Annotated in this window: 15 protein-coding genes; 12 read left to right on the forward strand and 3 right to left on the reverse strand. The window is 72.6% G+C overall.

Translation table 11 applies throughout. The features are described 5' to 3' along the window. The first annotated feature begins 138 nt into the window (after window positions 1–138). Window positions 139–1,926, forward strand: coding sequence for a hypothetical protein (locus tag ACFUNE_RS32580; RefSeq protein WP_383575454.1), 1,788 nt, complete (start codon window positions 139–141; stop codon window positions 1,924–1,926). A gap of 85 nt (window positions 1,927–2,011) precedes the next feature. On the opposite strand, the gene ACFUNE_RS32585 is transcribed toward ACFUNE_RS32580, so the two are convergent. After that, complete coding sequence (locus tag ACFUNE_RS32585) at window positions 2,012–2,854, reverse strand: hypothetical protein (RefSeq protein ID WP_383575456.1); 843 nt, start codon at window positions 2,852–2,854, stop codon at window positions 2,012–2,014. 32 nt (window positions 2,855–2,886) lie between these two features. On the opposite strand from ACFUNE_RS32585, the gene ACFUNE_RS32590 reads away from it, so the two are divergent. From ACFUNE_RS32590 to ilvD, 4 genes are all read left to right on the forward strand, one after another. Beyond that, window positions 2,887–3,834 (forward strand): Ppx/GppA family phosphatase, encoded by a 948-nt coding sequence (locus tag ACFUNE_RS32590; protein WP_383575458.1) that lies wholly within the window; start codon window positions 2,887–2,889, stop codon window positions 3,832–3,834. A gap of 83 nt (window positions 3,835–3,917) precedes the next feature. Next, entirely contained in the window at window positions 3,918–4,742 is an 825-nt protein-coding gene (locus ACFUNE_RS32595) for a sugar phosphate isomerase/epimerase family protein (protein WP_383575460.1), read from the forward strand. After that, window positions 4,739–5,359, forward strand: a complete 621-nt coding sequence (locus ACFUNE_RS32600; protein ID WP_383575462.1) for a TetR family transcriptional regulator — start codon at window positions 4,739–4,741, stop codon at window positions 5,357–5,359. The genes ACFUNE_RS32595 and ACFUNE_RS32600 overlap by 4 nt, the downstream gene beginning before the upstream one ends. Before the next feature lie 143 nt (window positions 5,360–5,502). After that, window positions 5,503–7,353 carry a dihydroxy-acid dehydratase gene (gene ilvD / locus ACFUNE_RS32605; RefSeq protein WP_383575464.1) on the forward strand — a complete coding sequence of 617 codons (1,851 nt, stop codon included), beginning with the start codon at window positions 5,503–5,505 and terminating at the stop codon, window positions 7,351–7,353. Window positions 7,354–7,387: 34 nt separating this feature from the next. Here the strand turns inward: ilvD and ACFUNE_RS32610 are convergent, their stop codons facing one another. Beyond that, window positions 7,388–9,544, reverse strand: coding sequence for a serine/threonine-protein kinase (locus tag ACFUNE_RS32610; protein WP_383575495.1), 2,157 nt, complete (start codon window positions 9,542–9,544; stop codon window positions 7,388–7,390). 123 nt (window positions 9,545–9,667) lie between these two features. On the opposite strand from ACFUNE_RS32610, the gene ACFUNE_RS32615 reads away from it, so the two are divergent. The 6 genes from ACFUNE_RS32615 (at window position 9,668) to proC (ending at window position 13,978) form a co-directional block, all read left to right on the forward strand. Beyond that, on the forward strand, window positions 9,668–10,003 hold the full coding sequence (locus ACFUNE_RS32615; RefSeq protein ID WP_383575466.1) for an SH3 domain-containing protein: 336 nt from the start codon (window positions 9,668–9,670) through the stop codon (window positions 10,001–10,003). A 76-nt stretch (window positions 10,004–10,079) separates the two neighbouring features. Beyond that, window positions 10,080–10,628 (forward strand): hypothetical protein, encoded by a 549-nt coding sequence (locus tag ACFUNE_RS32620; RefSeq protein ID WP_383575468.1) that lies wholly within the window; start codon window positions 10,080–10,082, stop codon window positions 10,626–10,628. An 89-nt stretch (window positions 10,629–10,717) separates the two neighbouring features. Then, the gene (locus ACFUNE_RS32625) at window positions 10,718–11,485 is read left to right on the forward strand and encodes a class I SAM-dependent methyltransferase (RefSeq protein ID WP_383575470.1); all 768 of its coding nucleotides are present in this window, start codon (window positions 10,718–10,720) and stop codon (window positions 11,483–11,485) included. Window positions 11,486–11,548: 63 nt separating this feature from the next. Next, complete coding sequence (locus ACFUNE_RS32630) at window positions 11,549–12,343, forward strand: ABC transporter ATP-binding protein (protein WP_383575471.1); 795 nt, start codon at window positions 11,549–11,551, stop codon at window positions 12,341–12,343. Further along, window positions 12,340–13,098: an ABC transporter permease gene (locus ACFUNE_RS32635; RefSeq protein WP_383575473.1), complete on the forward strand. Its 759-nt coding sequence runs from the start codon at window positions 12,340–12,342 to the stop codon at window positions 13,096–13,098. Before ACFUNE_RS32630 ends, ACFUNE_RS32635 begins: the two co-directional genes overlap by 4 nt. Window positions 13,099–13,168: 70 nt before the next feature. Beyond that, window positions 13,169–13,978, forward strand: a complete 810-nt coding sequence (proC, locus tag ACFUNE_RS32640; RefSeq protein ID WP_383575475.1) for a pyrroline-5-carboxylate reductase — start codon at window positions 13,169–13,171, stop codon at window positions 13,976–13,978. A gap of 25 nt (window positions 13,979–14,003) precedes the next feature. On the opposite strand, the gene ACFUNE_RS32645 is transcribed toward proC, so the two are convergent. After that, window positions 14,004–14,588 (reverse strand): cysteine hydrolase family protein, encoded by a 585-nt coding sequence (locus ACFUNE_RS32645; RefSeq protein ID WP_383575477.1) that lies wholly within the window; start codon window positions 14,586–14,588, stop codon window positions 14,004–14,006. Window positions 14,589–14,662: 74 nt separating this feature from the next. Here ACFUNE_RS32645 and ACFUNE_RS32650 point away from each other — a divergent pair, with 74 nt between their 5' ends. After that, window positions 14,663–15,655 (forward strand): GlxA family transcriptional regulator, encoded by a 993-nt coding sequence (locus tag ACFUNE_RS32650; protein WP_383575479.1) that lies wholly within the window; start codon window positions 14,663–14,665, stop codon window positions 15,653–15,655. Window positions 15,656–15,957: the final 302 nt, after the last annotated feature.

Genomic DNA, 15,957 nt, shown 5'->3' on the forward strand with positions numbered 1-15,957 from the left:
AGTCGAACATGTGCCCGATGCGGTATTTCCGGTGGAATATGGGATTCCTGTCCCCTTTCGAGGGAGACGGTCACCCGTAAGGATTAAATGTAGGAAAGTGCCGTCTGTGTTCCAGCCCTGTCTGCCTACGGTCGCCACGTGACGAGCAGCAGGCTGCAGCCCCCTACGCACACCACCGGCGCACACCGGGCGCACCGCCGCGAGGCCCGCCCTTCGGCGCAGCGTTCGCCCGCACGTTACGAGCCGTATCTCGACGGCCTGTTCACCTACTGTCTCTCGGTGCTCTGCGACCACGAGGCGGCCACCGAGGCGCTTGGCTCGGTGCTGGCGATCGCCGAGCGGCAGGACGGCCGGTGCCCCCAGGCCGAGGAGGAACGTAAATCCTGGCTGTACGCCCTGGCCAGGTGGGCGTGCCTGCGGGCGCTCACCGAGCAGCGGCGGGGCCGTCAGGCGCACCGGCGCACGCCCGTCCCACGGGGTGCCGCGCCGCGCGAGGGGGTCCGTGCGTCCGGCCACCGGGGAGTCCACGGGACGCCGGAGGAAGCCGCCGGCCCCGGCTGTCCCACGGAGTCCCCGGTGGCCGAGGCGCGTCGGCGTGAGCTCGCGAAGCTGGCCTGGCCCGAGGCCGCCGGCACCACCCCCGAGCAGCGCGAGGCGCTGGAGCTGGCCGTGCGCCACGGGCTCACACCGCGCGCGGTCGCCGCGGTCCTCGGCCTCGATCCCGCCGACGCGCGCGAACTGCTGGCGGGCGCGGCCTGCGAAGTGGAGCGGACCCGCGCCGCCCTCGCCGTCGTGGAGAAGGGCAACTGCCCCGCCGTCGCGCGGCTCACCGGCGCCCATCAGGTGCTGCTCTCGGCGGTCCTGCGCCGGGAGCTCGTCCGGCACGTCGACGACTGCCCCCGCTGCCGCAGCGCCGCCGAGCGGGCCGGTGCCTCCGGGCCGTGGCCCGGCGCGACCGTCGCCCCGGTCGCGGTCCTGCCGGTCGTCGAGGCGCCCCGCCCCTCCGTGCGCGTCGCCCTGACGCACGCCAGGCGGTCCCGCTCCGGGGCCCCGCGCTTCGGCAGGACGGGCTTCCCGCTGGACCCCAAGGACCGTGCCGCGCGCCGGGACAGGCTGCGCTCCCGGGTCGTGACGACGACGGTCGTGGCGACGGTCGTCGCCGCTCCGGTGATCGCCCTGTGGGTGGCGTACCGGGGCGCCCCGCTGACCGGTGAGGGCCGGGACACCGCGGTCACCGCCACGGACGTGGAAGACGATCCCGTCCCCGACGGCGATCCGTACGACCACTACGAGAACGCGGGCAACGCCCGCCCCGAGGGCGACGGAGGCTTCACGGACGGTGTACGGAACCCGGACGTGTCGGCCGAGGTCGTCAGCGTCGGCCCCGGACCCGACGGGGGCGCGCTCTCGGTCTCGGTCCGTTCGGCGGGCAGCCGTACGACGATCGTCCTGACCGCGACCGGTGACGAGGCGGTCGCCTGGTCGGCCCGGGCGGACGCCCCGTGGCTGCACCTCAGCCGCTCGTCCGGCACCCTCGCCGCCGGCCGGAGCACCACCCTCCAGGTGTCCGTGGACCACGCGGCCGAGCCCCGGGGCCCGTGGAGGGCCCGCGTCGTGCTCGCCCCGTCGGGATCCGCGGTCGCGATCACCGGCCACGGCGCCACGGCCCCACGCCCCGGAAGCCCGGAGCCGTCACCGGACCCGTCGCCCGGGTCCCCGAGCCCCACACCGTCCTCCCCGCCCCCGCCGACGGACCCCACCCCGGAGCCCACGGGGCCCACCGGGCCGCCGGACCCGACCCCCACGCCGTCGGACCCTCCGACGGAGACCCCGGGCTCTCCCGGCCCCACACCGTCGCCGTCCGGCGACCCGACGGCGCCCGCCCCTTCGACGGCCCCGGGCGAGCCGTCCGGCCCGGCGGGCTGACACGGACGGCGGCCCGGTGCCCGGCGGAACGTTCGTCCGCCGGGCACCGGGCCGCCGTCGTGGAGTGCCGGGGCCGGACCGCGCCTCAGGCCGGATCGGCCGGGTGCGGCGCCATCGGGAGCAGCGACGCCAGCCGCTGCTCGCACAGCTCGGCCAGCCGGTCGTACGCCTCCTTGCCCATCATCTCGGTGAGCTCGGGGCGGTAGGACACGTAGACCGGGTCGCCGGCCCCGTGCGCGGAGGTCGCCGACGTGCACCACCAGTGCAGGTCGTGACCGCCGGGACCCCAGCCCCGCCGGTCGTACTCCCCGATGGAGATCTGGAGCACGCGCGTGTCGTCGGGCCGTTCGATCCAGTCGTACGTACGGCGGACCGGCAGCTGCCAGCACACGTCCGGCTTGGTCTCCAGCGGCTCCTTGCCCTCCCGGAGGGCCAGGATGTGCAGCGAGCAGCCCACGCCGCCCTCGAACCCGGGGCGGTTCTGGAAGATGCAGGAGCCCTCCCAGCGCCGCGTCTGGCGCTCGCCGTCCTCGTCGACGCCGACCCAGCCCGTCTTCGTCCCGACGTCGTGGAACTGCCAGAGCTCCGGTGTGAGCCGTGCGACGTGCCCGGCCACCCGCTTCTCGTCGTCCTTGTCCGAGAAGTGCGCGCCCAGCGTGCAGCAGCCGTCGTCGGCGCGGCCGGCCTGGATGCCCTGGCAGCCGCTGCCGAAGATGCAGTTCCACCTGGACGTGAGCCAGGTCAGGTCGCAGCGGTAGATCTGCTCGTCGTCGGTGGGGTCGGGGAATTCGACCCAGGCCCGCGCGAAGTCGAGCTCCTGCTCGTCGGGCCCGCCCGGCCCCGCTGCTTCCGGCCGCTGCATCTCCTGCTTCGTCTTCTGCTGCTTCTTCGTGGCTTTGTCCGGCTTCGCCTTTTTCGTCTTTGGCACCTGCCCAGAGTAAGCCGCAGTAGCGTTCCCGTATGAGACTCGGAGTCCTCGACGTGGGGTCGAACACGGTGCATCTGCTGGTCGTCGACGCGCACCCCGGCGCGCGCCCGCTGCCCGCGCACTCGCACAAGGCGGAGCTGCGGCTCGCCGAACTCCTCGACACGGACGGGGCGATCGGTCCCGAGGGCGTGGACCGCCTCGTGACGACGATCGCCGACGCCCTCCAGGCCGCCGAGGACAAGGGCTGCGAGGACGTGCTGGCCTTCGCCACCTCGGCCGTGCGCGAGGCCGGCAACGCGGACCAGGTGCTGGCGCGCGTGCGGGACGAGACCGGGGTGGCCCTGGCCGTCCTCAGCGGTGAGGAGGAGGCCCGGCTGACCTTCCTGGCCGCCCGCCGCTGGTTCGGATGGTCGGCCGGGAAGCTGCTGGTCCTGGACATCGGCGGGGGTTCGCTGGAGGTCGGCTACGGGATGGACGAGGAGCCCGACGCCGCGGTGTCGCTGCCGTTCGGCGCCGGCCGCCTCACCGCCGGGTGGCTCCCGGGCGACCCGCCGGACCCGACGGACGTACGGGCGCTGCGCCGCCACGTCCGCGCCGGCATCGCACGTACGGTCGGAGAGTTCACCCGGCTCGGGCCGCCCGACCACGTCGTCGGGACCTCCAAGACGTTCCGGCAGCTCGCCAGGATCTCGGGCGCCGCCCGCTCCGCCGAGGGGCTGTACGTACAGCGCGTCCTCACCCGCAAAGCACTGGAGGAGTGGGTGCCGAAGCTGTCGGCGATGACCGTCGAGCAGCGCGGGAACCTGCCGGGGGTCACCGAGGGGCGTGCCGCGCAGCTCCTCGCGGGGGCCCTCGTGGCCGAGGGGGCGATGGATCTGTTCGGGGTGGAGGAGCTGGAGATCTGCCCCTGGGCGCTGCGGGAGGGAGTCATCCTGCGCCGCCTCGACCACCTGCCGACGGAGCAGGCGGCCCTGGCCTGATCCCGGTGCCCGCCCCTCATGGTCCTTCTCACTTTCAGCCGGGCTCCCTCGGCGACGCGCGGCGCGGCCCGTACCCTGTCCACGTGGCAGAACCAGTGGTGCGCATCCCGGATGCGAAGGTCGCCCTGTCGACGGCCTCCGTCTATCCGGAGTCCACGGCGACGGCCTTCGAGATCGCTGCGCGCCTGGGCTACGACGGTGTCGAGGTCATGGTCTGGACCGATCCCGTCAGCCAGGACATCGAGGCGTTGAAGCGGCTGTCGGACTACCACCAGGTGCCGATCCTGGCCGTGCACGCGCCCTGTCTGCTGATCACCCAGCGGGTCTGGTCCACCGACCCGTGGGTGAAGCTCCAGCGGGCCAGGGCCGCGGCGGAGAAGCTCGGCGCGTCGACGGTGGTCGTCCATCCGCCGTTCCGGTGGCAGCGCAACTACGCCCGCGACTTCGTCTCCGGAATCTGGCGCATGGCGGACGAGACCGACGTGCGCTTCGCCGTGGAGAACATGTACCCGTGGCGCTACCGGGACCGCGAGATGCTCGCGTACGCCCCTGCCTGGGACGTCAGCAACGACGACTACCGGCACTTCACCGTGGACCTCTCGCACACCTCGACCGCCCGCACCGACAGCCTGGCCATGGTGGACCGGATGGGCGACCGGCTCGCCCACGTCCACCTCGCCGACGGCAAGGGCTCCGGCAAGGACGAGCACCTGGTGCCCGGCCGGGGCGACCAGCCCTGCGCGGAACTCCTGGAGCGGCTGGCCCGCACCGGCTTCGAGGGCCACGTGGTCATCGAGGTCAACACCCGCCGCGCCATGTCGTCGGCCGAACGCGAGGCCGATCTCGCGGAGGCGCTCGCCTACACCCGGCTGCACCTGGCGTCCTCGGCGCAGGCGCCCCGCCAGTGACCTCCGGCTCCGACGGCCCCGCCCCCCGGCGCAGGGGCCGGCCCTCGCGCACGCCGGGCGCCGCCGGCCCCGACGCCAGGACCCGCATCCTGGAGGCGGCCCGCGCGGAGTTCGCCCGCCGCGGCTACGACAGGACGTCGATCCGGGGCATCGCCAGGGAGGCGGACGTCGACGCCGCCCTGGTCCACCACTACTTCGGTACGAAGGACGAGGTCTTCGCCGCCGCGGTCGAGGTCTCCTTCGAGCCGGCGCTGGTCCTCCCCGAGATCCTCGACGGGCCCGCGGACGGCATGGGGGAGCGGCTGGCCCGGTACTTCATCGGCGTGTGGGAGAACCCGGTGTCACGGGCGCCCCTGCTGGCGATCGTCCGCTCGGCACTCACGCACGAGGCGGCGGCGAAGGTGCTGCGCGGCTTCGTGCTGCGCCGGCTGCTGGAGCGGATCGCGGCGGAGCTGGACGTGCCCGAGCCGACCTTCCGCGCCGAGCTGGCGGCCTCGCACATGATCGGTATCGCGATCCTGCGGTACGTGATCCAGGCGGAGCCGCTGGCTTCCGCGGATCCCGAGAAGATCATCGCGATGGTGGCACCCACCCTTCAGCGCTATCTGACGGAGTAGCCGGCTCCGTCCGCGCCCCGGCGAGGGCCGCGGGAGCGCCCACCCACCGGTCGCTTTGTCCCGCATTCCGGACGGAGTGTCCAGATCGTGGAGCCGGGGCGTACGCTCGGGGAGAGTCTTTTCTGTCGAAGGAGCGAGAGACGATGCCCCAGCTGAGGTCCCGCACTGTCACCCACGGCCGCAACATGGCGGGCGCCCGCGCCCTTATGCGGGCGTCCGGCGTAGCCAGCGAGGACATCGGCAAGCCGATCATCGCGGTGGCCAACTCCTTCACCGAGTTCGTGCCCGGGCACACCCACCTCGCCCCTGTCGGCCGGATCGTCTCCGAGGCGATCAAGGCCGCGGGCGCGGTGCCCCGTGAGTTCAACACGATCGCGGTGGACGACGGCATCGCCATGGGGCACGGCGGGATGCTCTACAGCCTCCCGTCCCGGGACCTCATCGCGGACAGCGTCGAGTACATGGTCGAGGCCCACTGTGCCGACGCCCTGATCTGCATCTCCAACTGCGACAAGATCACCCCCGGCATGCTGATGGCCGCGATGCGCCTCAACATCCCCGTGGTGTTCGTCTCCGGCGGTCCGATGGAGGCCGGCAAGACCACGCTGGTCGACGGGACGGTCCGCACCCTCGACCTCGTCGACGCGATCTCGGACGCCGTCAACGACAAGATCTCCGACGCGGACATCCTCCGTATCGAGGAGAACGCCTGCCCGACCTGTGGCAGCTGTTCGGGCATGTTCACCGCCAACTCGATGAACTGCCTCGCCGAAGCGATCGGCCTGGCCCTTCCGGGCAACGGCTCGGTCCTCGCCACCCACACCGCCCGCAGGGCGCTGTACGAGAACGCCGGCCGCACGATCGTCGAGATCACCAAGCGCCACTACGAGGAGGACGACCACTCCGTCCTGCCCCGCAGCATCGCCACCCGCGAGGCCTTCGAGAACGCCATGGCCCTCGACATCGCGATGGGCGGCTCCACCAACACGATCCTCCACCTGCTGGCCGCGGCCCAGGAGGCCGAGCTGGACTTCGGCCTCGACGAGATGAACGAGATCTCCCGCCGCGTCCCCTGCCTCGCCAAGGTCGCCCCGAACGTGGCGCCCGGCGGCACGTACTACATGGAGGACGTGCACCGCGCGGGCGGCATCCCCGCCCTCCTCGGCGAGCTGCACCGCGGCGGGCTGCTCAACGAAGGTGTGCACGCGGTCCACTCCGGCAGCCTCGACGAGTGGCTGAAGAACTGGGACGTCCGCGGCGGCTCCCCGGCCCCCGAGGCCGTGGAGCTCTGGTACGCCGCCCCGGGCTGCGTCCGCAGCGCGACCGCCTTCTCGCAGTCCGAGCGCTGGGACAGCCTCGACACGGACGCGGCCGGAGGCTGCATCCGCGACATGGAGCACGCCTACTCCAAGGACGGCGGCCTGGCGGTCCTCAAGGGCAACCTCGCCGTGGACGGCTGCGTCGTGAAGACGGCGGGCGTCGACGAGTCGATCTGGACCTTCGAGGGACCGGCCGTCGTCTGCGAGTCGCAGGAGGACGCCGTCGACAAGATCCTCCGCAAGGAGATCACGCACGGCGATGTCATCGTCATCCGCTACGAGGGCCCCAAGGGCGGCCCCGGTATGCAGGAGATGCTCTACCCGACGTCGTTCCTGAAGGGCCGCGGGCTCGGCAAGACCTGCGCGCTCGTCACCGACGGCCGCTTCTCCGGCGGTACGTCGGGCCTGTCCATCGGTCACGCGTCGCCCGAGGCGGCGTCCGGCGGCACGATCGCTCTCGTCGAGGAGGGCGACCGGATCCGGATCGACATCCCGAACCGCTCGATCGAGCTCCTCGTCCCCGACGCCGAGCTGGCCACCCGCCGGGAGGCGCTGAACGGCGTGTACGCGCCGAAGAACCGCGAGCGGAAGGTCTCCCAGGCGCTGCGCGCGTACGCGGCGATGGCGACCAGCGCGGACAAGGGCGCGGTCCGCGACGTCTCCAAGCTCGGCTGACCCGCATCGCTCACGGACGGCCCCGTCCCTGGTCTCACCAGGTGGCGGGGTCGTCCGCGTCGACGGTGAAGACCGAACCGTCCGGAGCGGTCCCGATGACGCCCCGGCCCACGACCACGGGGGCCGGCAGCGAGGAGGCGTGGCTGAGCTTTCCCGCCCTCAGCCTGGGGCGCGTCTGGCCCAGCAGGGTCCCGCGCTCCGTGTCGACGGCGAGCAGCCTCCCGTCGGCCGCCGAGAAGTAGAGCCGGCTGCCCGCTCCGAGGACCGGTGGAGAGGTCGTCCCGACGGCCGTCTCCAGCCGCCACCGCTCGGCCCGCCCGGCGCCCGGACGGACGTCGACGGCCAGCAGGGTTCCGCCACGCTCCAGCAGCAGGGCGGTGCCCCCGTCCACCACGGTCTCCGGTCCGTTCATCCGGAAGGGCAGCGTGGTGCGGGCCGCGCTGCGTGACACCGGGTCGTAGCGGACGAGCCCGGTGGTCTGGGCCTTCTCGTTCATGGAGGTCAGCAGGAGCGCCCCGTCCGACGTCCCGGCCGGGGTGAGCAGCCCGTCCAGCCGGCGCTGCCAGGCGGTGTCACCGGTCTCCGCCTCGACTGCCGTGACGAGCGTGCTGGTCCCCTGCGCCGAACTCTCGTACGCGTAGGCGAGCCCGGTCCCGGCGTCGTACAGGCCGTAGCCCGGATGTTCGTGTCCCGGGAGGGCCCGCCGCCAACGGGATTCGCCGGTCTCCGCGTCGAGTGCCTGGAGCGTCCCGTCCTGGCGGACCGCCAGCAGGACGCCGCCCGCCGGTAGGGGCGCGTCGAGATACGCGGAGAGATCCGTGTGCCAGAGCCGCGTGCCCGTGCTGGGGGCGTACGCCCGGAGTTCCTCGTCCGCCACGACGGTGTAGGCCGCACTCCCGGACAGCCCTCCCCGGGGAGCGGCTCCTTGGGACGCCGTGTCCCGGTGCGACCAGACGATCCGGCCGTCCGACGGATCCAGCCGCGCCGTGCCGTAGCCGGCGGAGACGCAGTACAGCCCCGGTTCCCTACCGGCTCCCGTGGTGCACGACGGGGTCGAGCCGCTTCGCGACGGCAGCGGTGTCTCCCACGGCACGAAGGCCGTCGTGTGCTCCTTCGGCGGACCGGACTTCCCCTGGGGCGCGCCGGAGCCGCCCCAGGCAGAGGCCGCCCAGAGTCCTCCGGCCACCAGCACCAGCACCAGGGCCGGAACCACGAGCCGCAGTCGCGTCCGGCGGCCCTTCGCCGGCTCCGGCACGGACGGCAGCAGCCCGCCCGCCGCCCGCACGTGCGTGGTCCCCTCGGCCGGCTCCACCGACTCGGCGGCGACCGGCCTGCGCTGCACCGGGATGAAGGCAGCGGCCTCGTACGACGGAGGATGCAGCGCGCCCATGATCTCGTCCGGGGTGGGCCGCTCTCCGGGGTCCTTGGCCAGGCACCGCCCGATCAGGGGCGCGAGGTCCGCGGGCACCCCGGCCAGATCGGCCTCGTCGTGCACCACCTGGTAGGCCACGAGATACGGGCTGTCCGAGTCGAAGGGCCCCCGGCCCGTCGCCGCGTGGACCAGCACCGCCCCGAGCGCGAACACGTCGGCGGCCGGCCCGACCTCACGGGGCCGCTGGAACTGCTCGGGCGCCATGTACGGCGGCGAGCCGATCAGCTTGCCCGTCTCGGTGCGCAGATCACTGTCGTACGGCCGGGAGATCCCGAAGTCGATGACCTTGGGCCCGGAGTCGGGGAGCAGCACGTTGCTCGGCTTGAGGTCCCGGTGGATGACGCCGGCCCGGTGGATGTCGCGCAGCGCCTCGGCGAGTCCGGCCGTGAGCCTGCGCAGCTCGGCGGGGCTCATCGGCCCGTTCCGCTTCACCTGTGCGGAGAGCGTGGGGCCTGGGACGTACAGGGTGGCCATCCAGGGCAGCGCGGCCGCCGGATCGGCATCCACCACCGGGGCGGTGAACGCCCCGCTGACCCGCCGGGCAGCGGCGACCTCCTGCCGGAAACGGGCCCTGAACTCGGGGTCCGCCGCGTGCTGGCGATGCACCACCTTCACCGCGAGCTGCAGCCCGGACGCGGAGCGCGCCAGGTGTACGACACCCATGCCGCCCGCGCCGAGACATGCCTCGAGCCGGTACTGCCCGGCGTACTCAGGATGCTCCGCTTCCGGATGTGATCCGGTCCCTCGCAGCGGCGGCATCGCCCACCCCCGTGTGTTCGTGCGCAAGCGCGACGCACGGAGCCTAGTCGATGGTGCGTGCGAGGACCGTGGGGCTTGTTAGCCTGCGCGTCACACGCATCGCTTTCAACGGGGGAGGCCCTCATGGGTGTTGAAGAGAACGCTGTCACCACGGTCACCACGGACACCGCCACGGTCGCCGCGGAGGAGGTGACGACGCTCGCCGCGGGCACCGTCGTCTATCCGATCGCTCCCGGCTACCGCGTCAACGTCCGCCGGGGACCGGGCACGCAGTACGGGATCGTCCGCACGCTGCCGTACGGGATGAGCGTCCCGGTGTACTGCCAGAAGCCGGGGGAGCGGGTGTCCGGCCCGTACGGCACGTCGAACCTCTGGGACAACATCGCCAACGGCCAGTTCGTCTCGGACGCCTACGTCAAGACCGGCAGCGACGGCTACATCGCCCCGCGCTGCGACTGACGATTCCGCCCTCGGCGGCAGCCTGTCCCGTGCCGCCGCCGACGGCACCGCCGCGCGTCCTGGGACAATCGGTTCCGTGAGCGAGAACAGCGAAGCCCCAGGAACGCCCTCGGCCGCGCCTTCGGGCGGCAGCACCACGCCGGGGCCGCGGCCCGAACCCCTCCGTTTCTTCGGCACGACCTGGGTCGACCACGACGGTGGGTACGGGCTGCGGCGCGCGGGCGTCACCGCCGGATCGCTCGTCGCGGCCGTCGCCTCGTGCTTCGTCCTGCGCTTCGCCTACCAGGGCCTGGAGATCGCCGAGGTCGGCAGCCTGGTCGGCATGCTCGTCGTGCTGATGTTCGCGGTCTGCAGCGCCATCGCCTTCCGCAGGACCTGGGACGGCTTCACGCGCCGCCCTGCCGACCCGTCCGCCGAGGACAGGCTGCGCGGCCTCAAGTCGATCGGCTTCATCGGCTCGCTCCTCGCCTACTTCATCCGCTCCTTCCGGGAGGCACCGGGCGAGAAGCTGCGGCGTACCGAGTACGAGACGGCGCTCGCCCAGTACGCGAAGCGCCGTTCGTCCCGGACGGGCAACCCGGCGGCCCGCAGGAGCGCCAAGGGCAAGCGCTCCGGACGCGGGTAACACCCTCCGGACCCGGGCGGCCGCTCCGGACACCGGGGCAGCTGCTGCGATCCCGCCCGCGCGGGCCCGTCCGGATGCAGCATGAACCCATGTCTGCCACCACACCCCGCGCCCTGTCGTTCGACGGCGCAGCGGCCCAGTACGCCGCGAACCGTCCCAGCTACCCGCCCGCACTCCTGGACGCCGTCGAGGAGCTGGCCGGCCGCCCGCTGCACGGCGCCCGCGCCGTCGACGTCGGTGCCGGGACGGGCATCGCCACCCGGCTGCTGCTCGCACGCGGCGCCCGCGTCACGGCCGTCGAGCCGGGGCCCGGCATGGCGGGGGAGCTGCACCGGTCGCTGCCGTCCGTCCCCGTGGTCCGGGGCGACGGCAACCGCCTTCCCCTGGCCACCGCATCGGCCGACCTGATCACCTACGCCCAGTCCTGGCACTGGACCGACCCCGCGTCGTCCCTCCCCGAGGCGCTCCGCGTCCTGGGCCCCGGCGGCTCACTGGCGCTCTGGTGGAACGTATCGGACGACTCCGCGGGCTGGATCGCCGAGCAGGACCGGCGGCTGCGCCGTCACCTCGGTGCCGGCGACGGGGCCCACGGCACGCCGGGGGCCTCCGGTTCGCGGAACCTGGGGACCCTGTCCGGCGACTTCGCGCGACGGCTGGTCCCCTGGTCCCGGACGGTGCCGGTCGACACGCACCTCGCCAACCTCGCCACCCACTCCGCCTTCCTCGTGCGCGGGGGCGCCGACGCCGGGTCCACGCGCCGCTTCCTGGACGAGGAGCGCGGACATCTGGCCGTCGTGTTCCCCGACGGCGTGGTCGAGGAGCGCTACGTGGTCGAACTCGCCGTGCTGGCCGGCTGACCGCCCGCGCCGGACACGCCGCGTCCCTTGACGCCGGGCCTCGGCAGCGTCGATATTCATCACATGATGAATATCCCGCGCACCGGGGGCACGACCGCCGTCGACGCCCGCGCCCTCACCGTCGTACGGGGAGACCGCACGGTCCTGCGCGGGCTCGACTTCACCGTCGAGCCCGGCAGGATCACCGGCCTCCTCGGCCCGTCCGGCTGCGGGAAGTCCACGCTCATGCGGGCCGTCGTCGGCACCCAGGCCAAGGTCACGGGAACGCTCGACGTCCTCGGCCGCCCCGCGGGCCACCCGTCCCTGCGGCCGCGCGTCGGATACGTCACCCAGGCCCCGTCCGTCTACACCGACCTCACCGTCCGGCAGAACCTGGACTACTTCGCGGCCGTGCTGCGGCCGGGCCGCGCGCACCGCGCCCTGCGGGAGGAAGCCGTCGTCCGCGCCATCGGCGACGTCGACCTCACCAGCCACGCCGACGCCCTCGCAGGCAACCTCTCCGGCGGCCAGCTCAGCCGCGTCTCCCTCGCCGTCGCCCTGCTCGGCACCCCCGAGCTCCTGGTCCTCGACGAGCCCACCGTCGGCCTCGACCCCGTGCTGCGCCGCGATCTGTGGAACCTCTTCCACACCCTCGCCGCCGACCGGGGCACCACGATCCTCGTCTCCTCCCACGTGATGGACGAGGCCGAACGCTGCCACCGGCTGCTGCTCATGCGCGACGGCGGGATCCTCGCCGACGACACCCCCGAAGCCCTCCGCACCCGTACCGGCTCCGCCACCGTCGAAGAGGCCTTCCTCCACCTCGTGGACGAAGCCTCCGCCGAGGAAGCCGCCGCCCGCCAGGAGACCACCCGATGACCACCGACGCCCCCGCGCTCTCCCCGGCCAGGACCCTCGCCACCTCCGGACGCGTCCTGCGCCAGCTCCGCCACGACCCCCGCACCATCGCGCTGCTGCTGATCGTCCCGGTCCTGATGATCACGCTGCTGCGGTACGTCTTCGACGGCGATCCGCGGACCTTCGACTCCATCGGCGCTTCACTGCTCGGCATCTTCCCGCTGATCACGATGTTCCTGGTGACCTCGATCGCCACCCTCCGCGAACGCACCTCCGGCACCCTCGAACGTCTGCTCGCGATGCCTCTGGGCAAGGGCGACCTGATCGCCGGATACGCGCTGGCCTTCGGCGCCGTCGCCGTCGCCCAGTCGGTCCTGGCCACCGCGATGTCCGTCTGGGTGCTCGGCCTGGACGTCGTCGGCTCCCCCTGGCTGCTGCTCCTCGTCGCCCTGCTCGACGCGCTTCTCGGCACGGCGCTCGGCCTGTTCGTCTCGGCCTTCGCCGCCTCCGAATTCCAGGCCGTCCAGTTCATGCCCGCCGTGATCTTCCCGCAGCTGGTGCTCTGCGGGCTGTTCACCCCGCGCGACCAGATGCAGCCGGTCCTGGAAGCCGTCTCCGACGTCCTGCCCATGTCGTACGCCGTGGACGGGATGAACCAGGTCCTCGCGCACACCGACATCACCGCCGACTTCTACCGCGACATCCTGATCGTCGCCGGCTCTGCCCTGCTCGTCCTCTGCCTGGGCGCCGCCACCCTCCGTCGCCGCACCACCTGAGGACGCGGTGCGAGGATGGCGGCCACGACACGCACCGAGCACGCGCAGCGACACCCGGAGGATGAACCGCATGACCCAGACAGTCGCAGTCCTCGGCACCGGCAAGATCGGCGAGGCACTCCTCAGCGGCATGATCCGGGCAGGCTGGCGGGCCGCCGACCTGCTGGTGACCACCCGCCGCTCCGAGCGCGCCGAGGAGCTCCGCACCCGCTACGGCGTCCGGACGGTCACCAACGCGGAGGCCGCGAAGAGCGCCGACATCCTCATCCTCGCGGTCAAGCCCCAGGACATGGGCACGCTCCTCGACGAGCTGGCCCCCCACATCGCCGCCGACCGCCTCGTCATCAGCGCCGCCGCCGGCATCACGACCGGCTTCATCGAGGAGCGGCTCGCCGAGGGGATCCCGGTCGTACGCGTCATGCCGAACACCCCCGTCCTCGTGGACGAGGGCATGTCCGTCATCTCGGCGGGCGGCCACGCCACCGCCGAGCACCTCGACCACGCCGAGGCGATCTTCGGAGGCGTCGGCAAGACCGCCCGCATGCCCGAGTCGCAGCAGGACGCGGCCACCGCGCTGTCCGGCTCGGGACCCGCCTACTTCTACTTCCTCGTCGAGGCCATGACCGACGCGGGCATCCTGCTCGGCCTGCCCCGCGCCCGGGCCCACGACCTGATCGTCCAGGCCGCCATCGGCGCCGCGGTCATGCTCCGGGACAGCGGCGAACACCCGGTCAAGCTCCGCGAGGCCGTCACCAGCCCGGCCGGTACGACCATCAGCGCCATCCGCGAGCTGGAGAACCACGGCGTACGGGCCGCGCTCATCGCCGCACTCGAAGCCGCCCGCGACCGCAGCCGAGAGCTGGCCACCGGCAACGGCTGACCGGCCCCCGCCCGCAACGGCCCGGCTACTTCACCGCGGCCACCAGCTCCTCGCTGCGCACCACCTTCGCGAACCCACCGCCGTGCAGCGTCACGGCGGTGGCCCGGGCCAGCTCCTCGGCACTCAGCCTCCAGCCCCACGGGCCCGTCTGGTCGAAGGTGTACGTCGCGTCGAAGGCGAAGAACACCTCGTAGCCGAGATTGCCGCCCATGCGCGCCGTCGTCTCCGCGCACATGTTGGTCTGGATCCCCGCCACCACGACCTGCCGCACTCCGGCCTCGCGCAGCCAGGCATCCAGATCGGGTGTCCCGTAGAAGGCGGAGTTCACCGACTTCGTCAGGAACAGCTCCGGCCCCCGGCCCTTTCCTCGCCGCTCCTCGACGTACTTCTTGAACGCGTTCCCCGCATACCCCTCCCGCAGGGGCGAATCCGGCTTCGGCGAGTCGTGCCGTACGAAGACGACGGGCCGGCCGCTCTCCTGCCAGGCGTCGATCAGGCCCTCGATGTTCCGATCGGCCTCCGGATTGTTGCGCGGCCCCCAGTACGCCTCCTCCTCGAATCCCTGCTGCACGTCGACGACCACAAGCGCTGCGTTCTCCGCGATCTCCATGCGTCCCACTCTCCTTCCGGCGGGCGCCCGTTCCCAGAGGCGGGAAAGTCATCGATCGATGCTTTACTGCCACGGTGACCGTGCCACCGAACCGCCCCGGCCGCATCGCCCTGGTCGCCTTCCCGGGCGTACGCGCCTTCGACGTCTCGGTCATCACCGAGGTCTGGGGGGTGGACCGCACCGACCGCGGCGTCCCGGCCTTCGAGCTGCGCCGTGTCGCGAGCGACCCGGCCCCCGTCCCCCTCCGCGGCGGGCTGTCGCTCACACCCGACCGGACACTGGCCTGGCTCACCGGCGCGGACCTGATCGTGGTCCCCGGCCTCGACGACCACGTGACGCCCGCGCCCGAGCCGGTGCTCGACGCCCTGCGCCGCGCCCACGAGCGGGGCACGCCGCTCGCCGCGCTCTGCGGCGGGGCCTTCACCCTCGCCCAGGCCGGACTCCTGGACGGCAGAAGGGCCGTCACGCACTGGAACCTCACCGAGCTGCTCAGGACGCGGCATCCGAGAGTGACCGTGATGCGTGACGCCCTCTTCCTGCACGAGGACAACATCTGGACCTCGGCCGGCACCGCGGCCGGGATCGACCTCTGCCTCCATCTGGTGCGGACCACCCATGGGGCCGAAGCGGCGGCGACGATCGCGCGTTCGATGGTCACGGCTCCGTTCCGTACCGGGACCCAGGCGCAGTTCATCGAGCACCCCACACCCCGCGCCGACCGTGACGCGGACGCACTCGCCGAAGCCCGCGCCTACGCGCTGACCCGTCTGGCCGAACCGCACACGGTGGCGGGGCTGGCGGCCCGGGCCGGCATGTCGGCCCGGACCTTCGCCCGCCGTTTCCAGGCGACCACAGGTACGACACCGATGCGCTGGCTGATCACGCAGCGCATCGCCGCAGCCCAGAAGCTCCTGGAGAGAACCGACCTGGCCCTCCCGGAAGTGGCACGAAGGGCCGGGTTCGGCAGCGAGGTCACCATGCGCCAGCACTTCGCGACACACCTGGCCACCAGCCCCCGCGACTACAGGCTGGCCTTCCATGACAGGGGCGGGCCGGAGGGGGGTTGACACGTCCTGACCCGATCCGTAGTGTGCTCCGAGTTGTCCGACGTGAGCGCCGACCCCGGTCGGTCCCCGGACAGCCATTCCGCAGTAACCACTTGAAACGAGCGACCTCTGTCGCGTCTTTTTACGTGCGCACGTGCGAAATGAGGAATCAGCGTTCGAAGGTGGCCCGATTAGCGTCGGGGCCGGGGATTCCGCTAAAGTCTCACTCGTCGGAACGGCCCAAGGGCCGGGAAGGCGACTCCCGCTGACTGGGAATCAGGCCCGAAAGGATCTGATAGAGTCGGACTCGCCGGAAAGGGAAA

The sequence above is a fragment of the Streptomyces sp. NPDC057287 genome, assembly GCF_042667905.1.
Lineage (GTDB): Bacteria > Actinomycetota > Actinomycetes > Streptomycetales > Streptomycetaceae > Streptomyces.

Bases quoted from the DNA above. Each gene is read 5' to 3' on its own strand.
- ACFUNE_RS32590 (WP_383575458.1), top strand. From the start codon at position 2,887: ATGAGACTCGGAGTCCTCGACGTGGGGTCGAACACGGTGCATCTGCTG.
- ilvD (WP_383575464.1), top strand. From the start codon at position 5,503: ATGCCCCAGCTGAGGTCCCGCACTGTCACCCACGGCCGCAACATGGCG.
- ACFUNE_RS32610 (WP_383575495.1), bottom strand. From the start codon at position 9,544: ATGCCGCCGCTGCGAGGGACCGGATCACATCCGGAAGCGGAGCATCCT.
- ACFUNE_RS32615 (WP_383575466.1), top strand. From the start codon at position 9,668: ATGGGTGTTGAAGAGAACGCTGTCACCACGGTCACCACGGACACCGCC.
- ACFUNE_RS32625 (WP_383575470.1), top strand. From the start codon at position 10,718: ATGTCTGCCACCACACCCCGCGCCCTGTCGTTCGACGGCGCAGCGGCC.
- ACFUNE_RS32630 (WP_383575471.1), top strand. From the start codon at position 11,549: ATGATGAATATCCCGCGCACCGGGGGCACGACCGCCGTCGACGCCCGC.
- ACFUNE_RS32635 (WP_383575473.1), top strand. From the start codon at position 12,340: ATGACCACCGACGCCCCCGCGCTCTCCCCGGCCAGGACCCTCGCCACC.
- proC (WP_383575475.1), top strand. From the start codon at position 13,169: ATGACCCAGACAGTCGCAGTCCTCGGCACCGGCAAGATCGGCGAGGCA.
- ACFUNE_RS32645 (WP_383575477.1), bottom strand. From the start codon at position 14,588: ATGGAGATCGCGGAGAACGCAGCGCTTGTGGTCGTCGACGTGCAGCAG.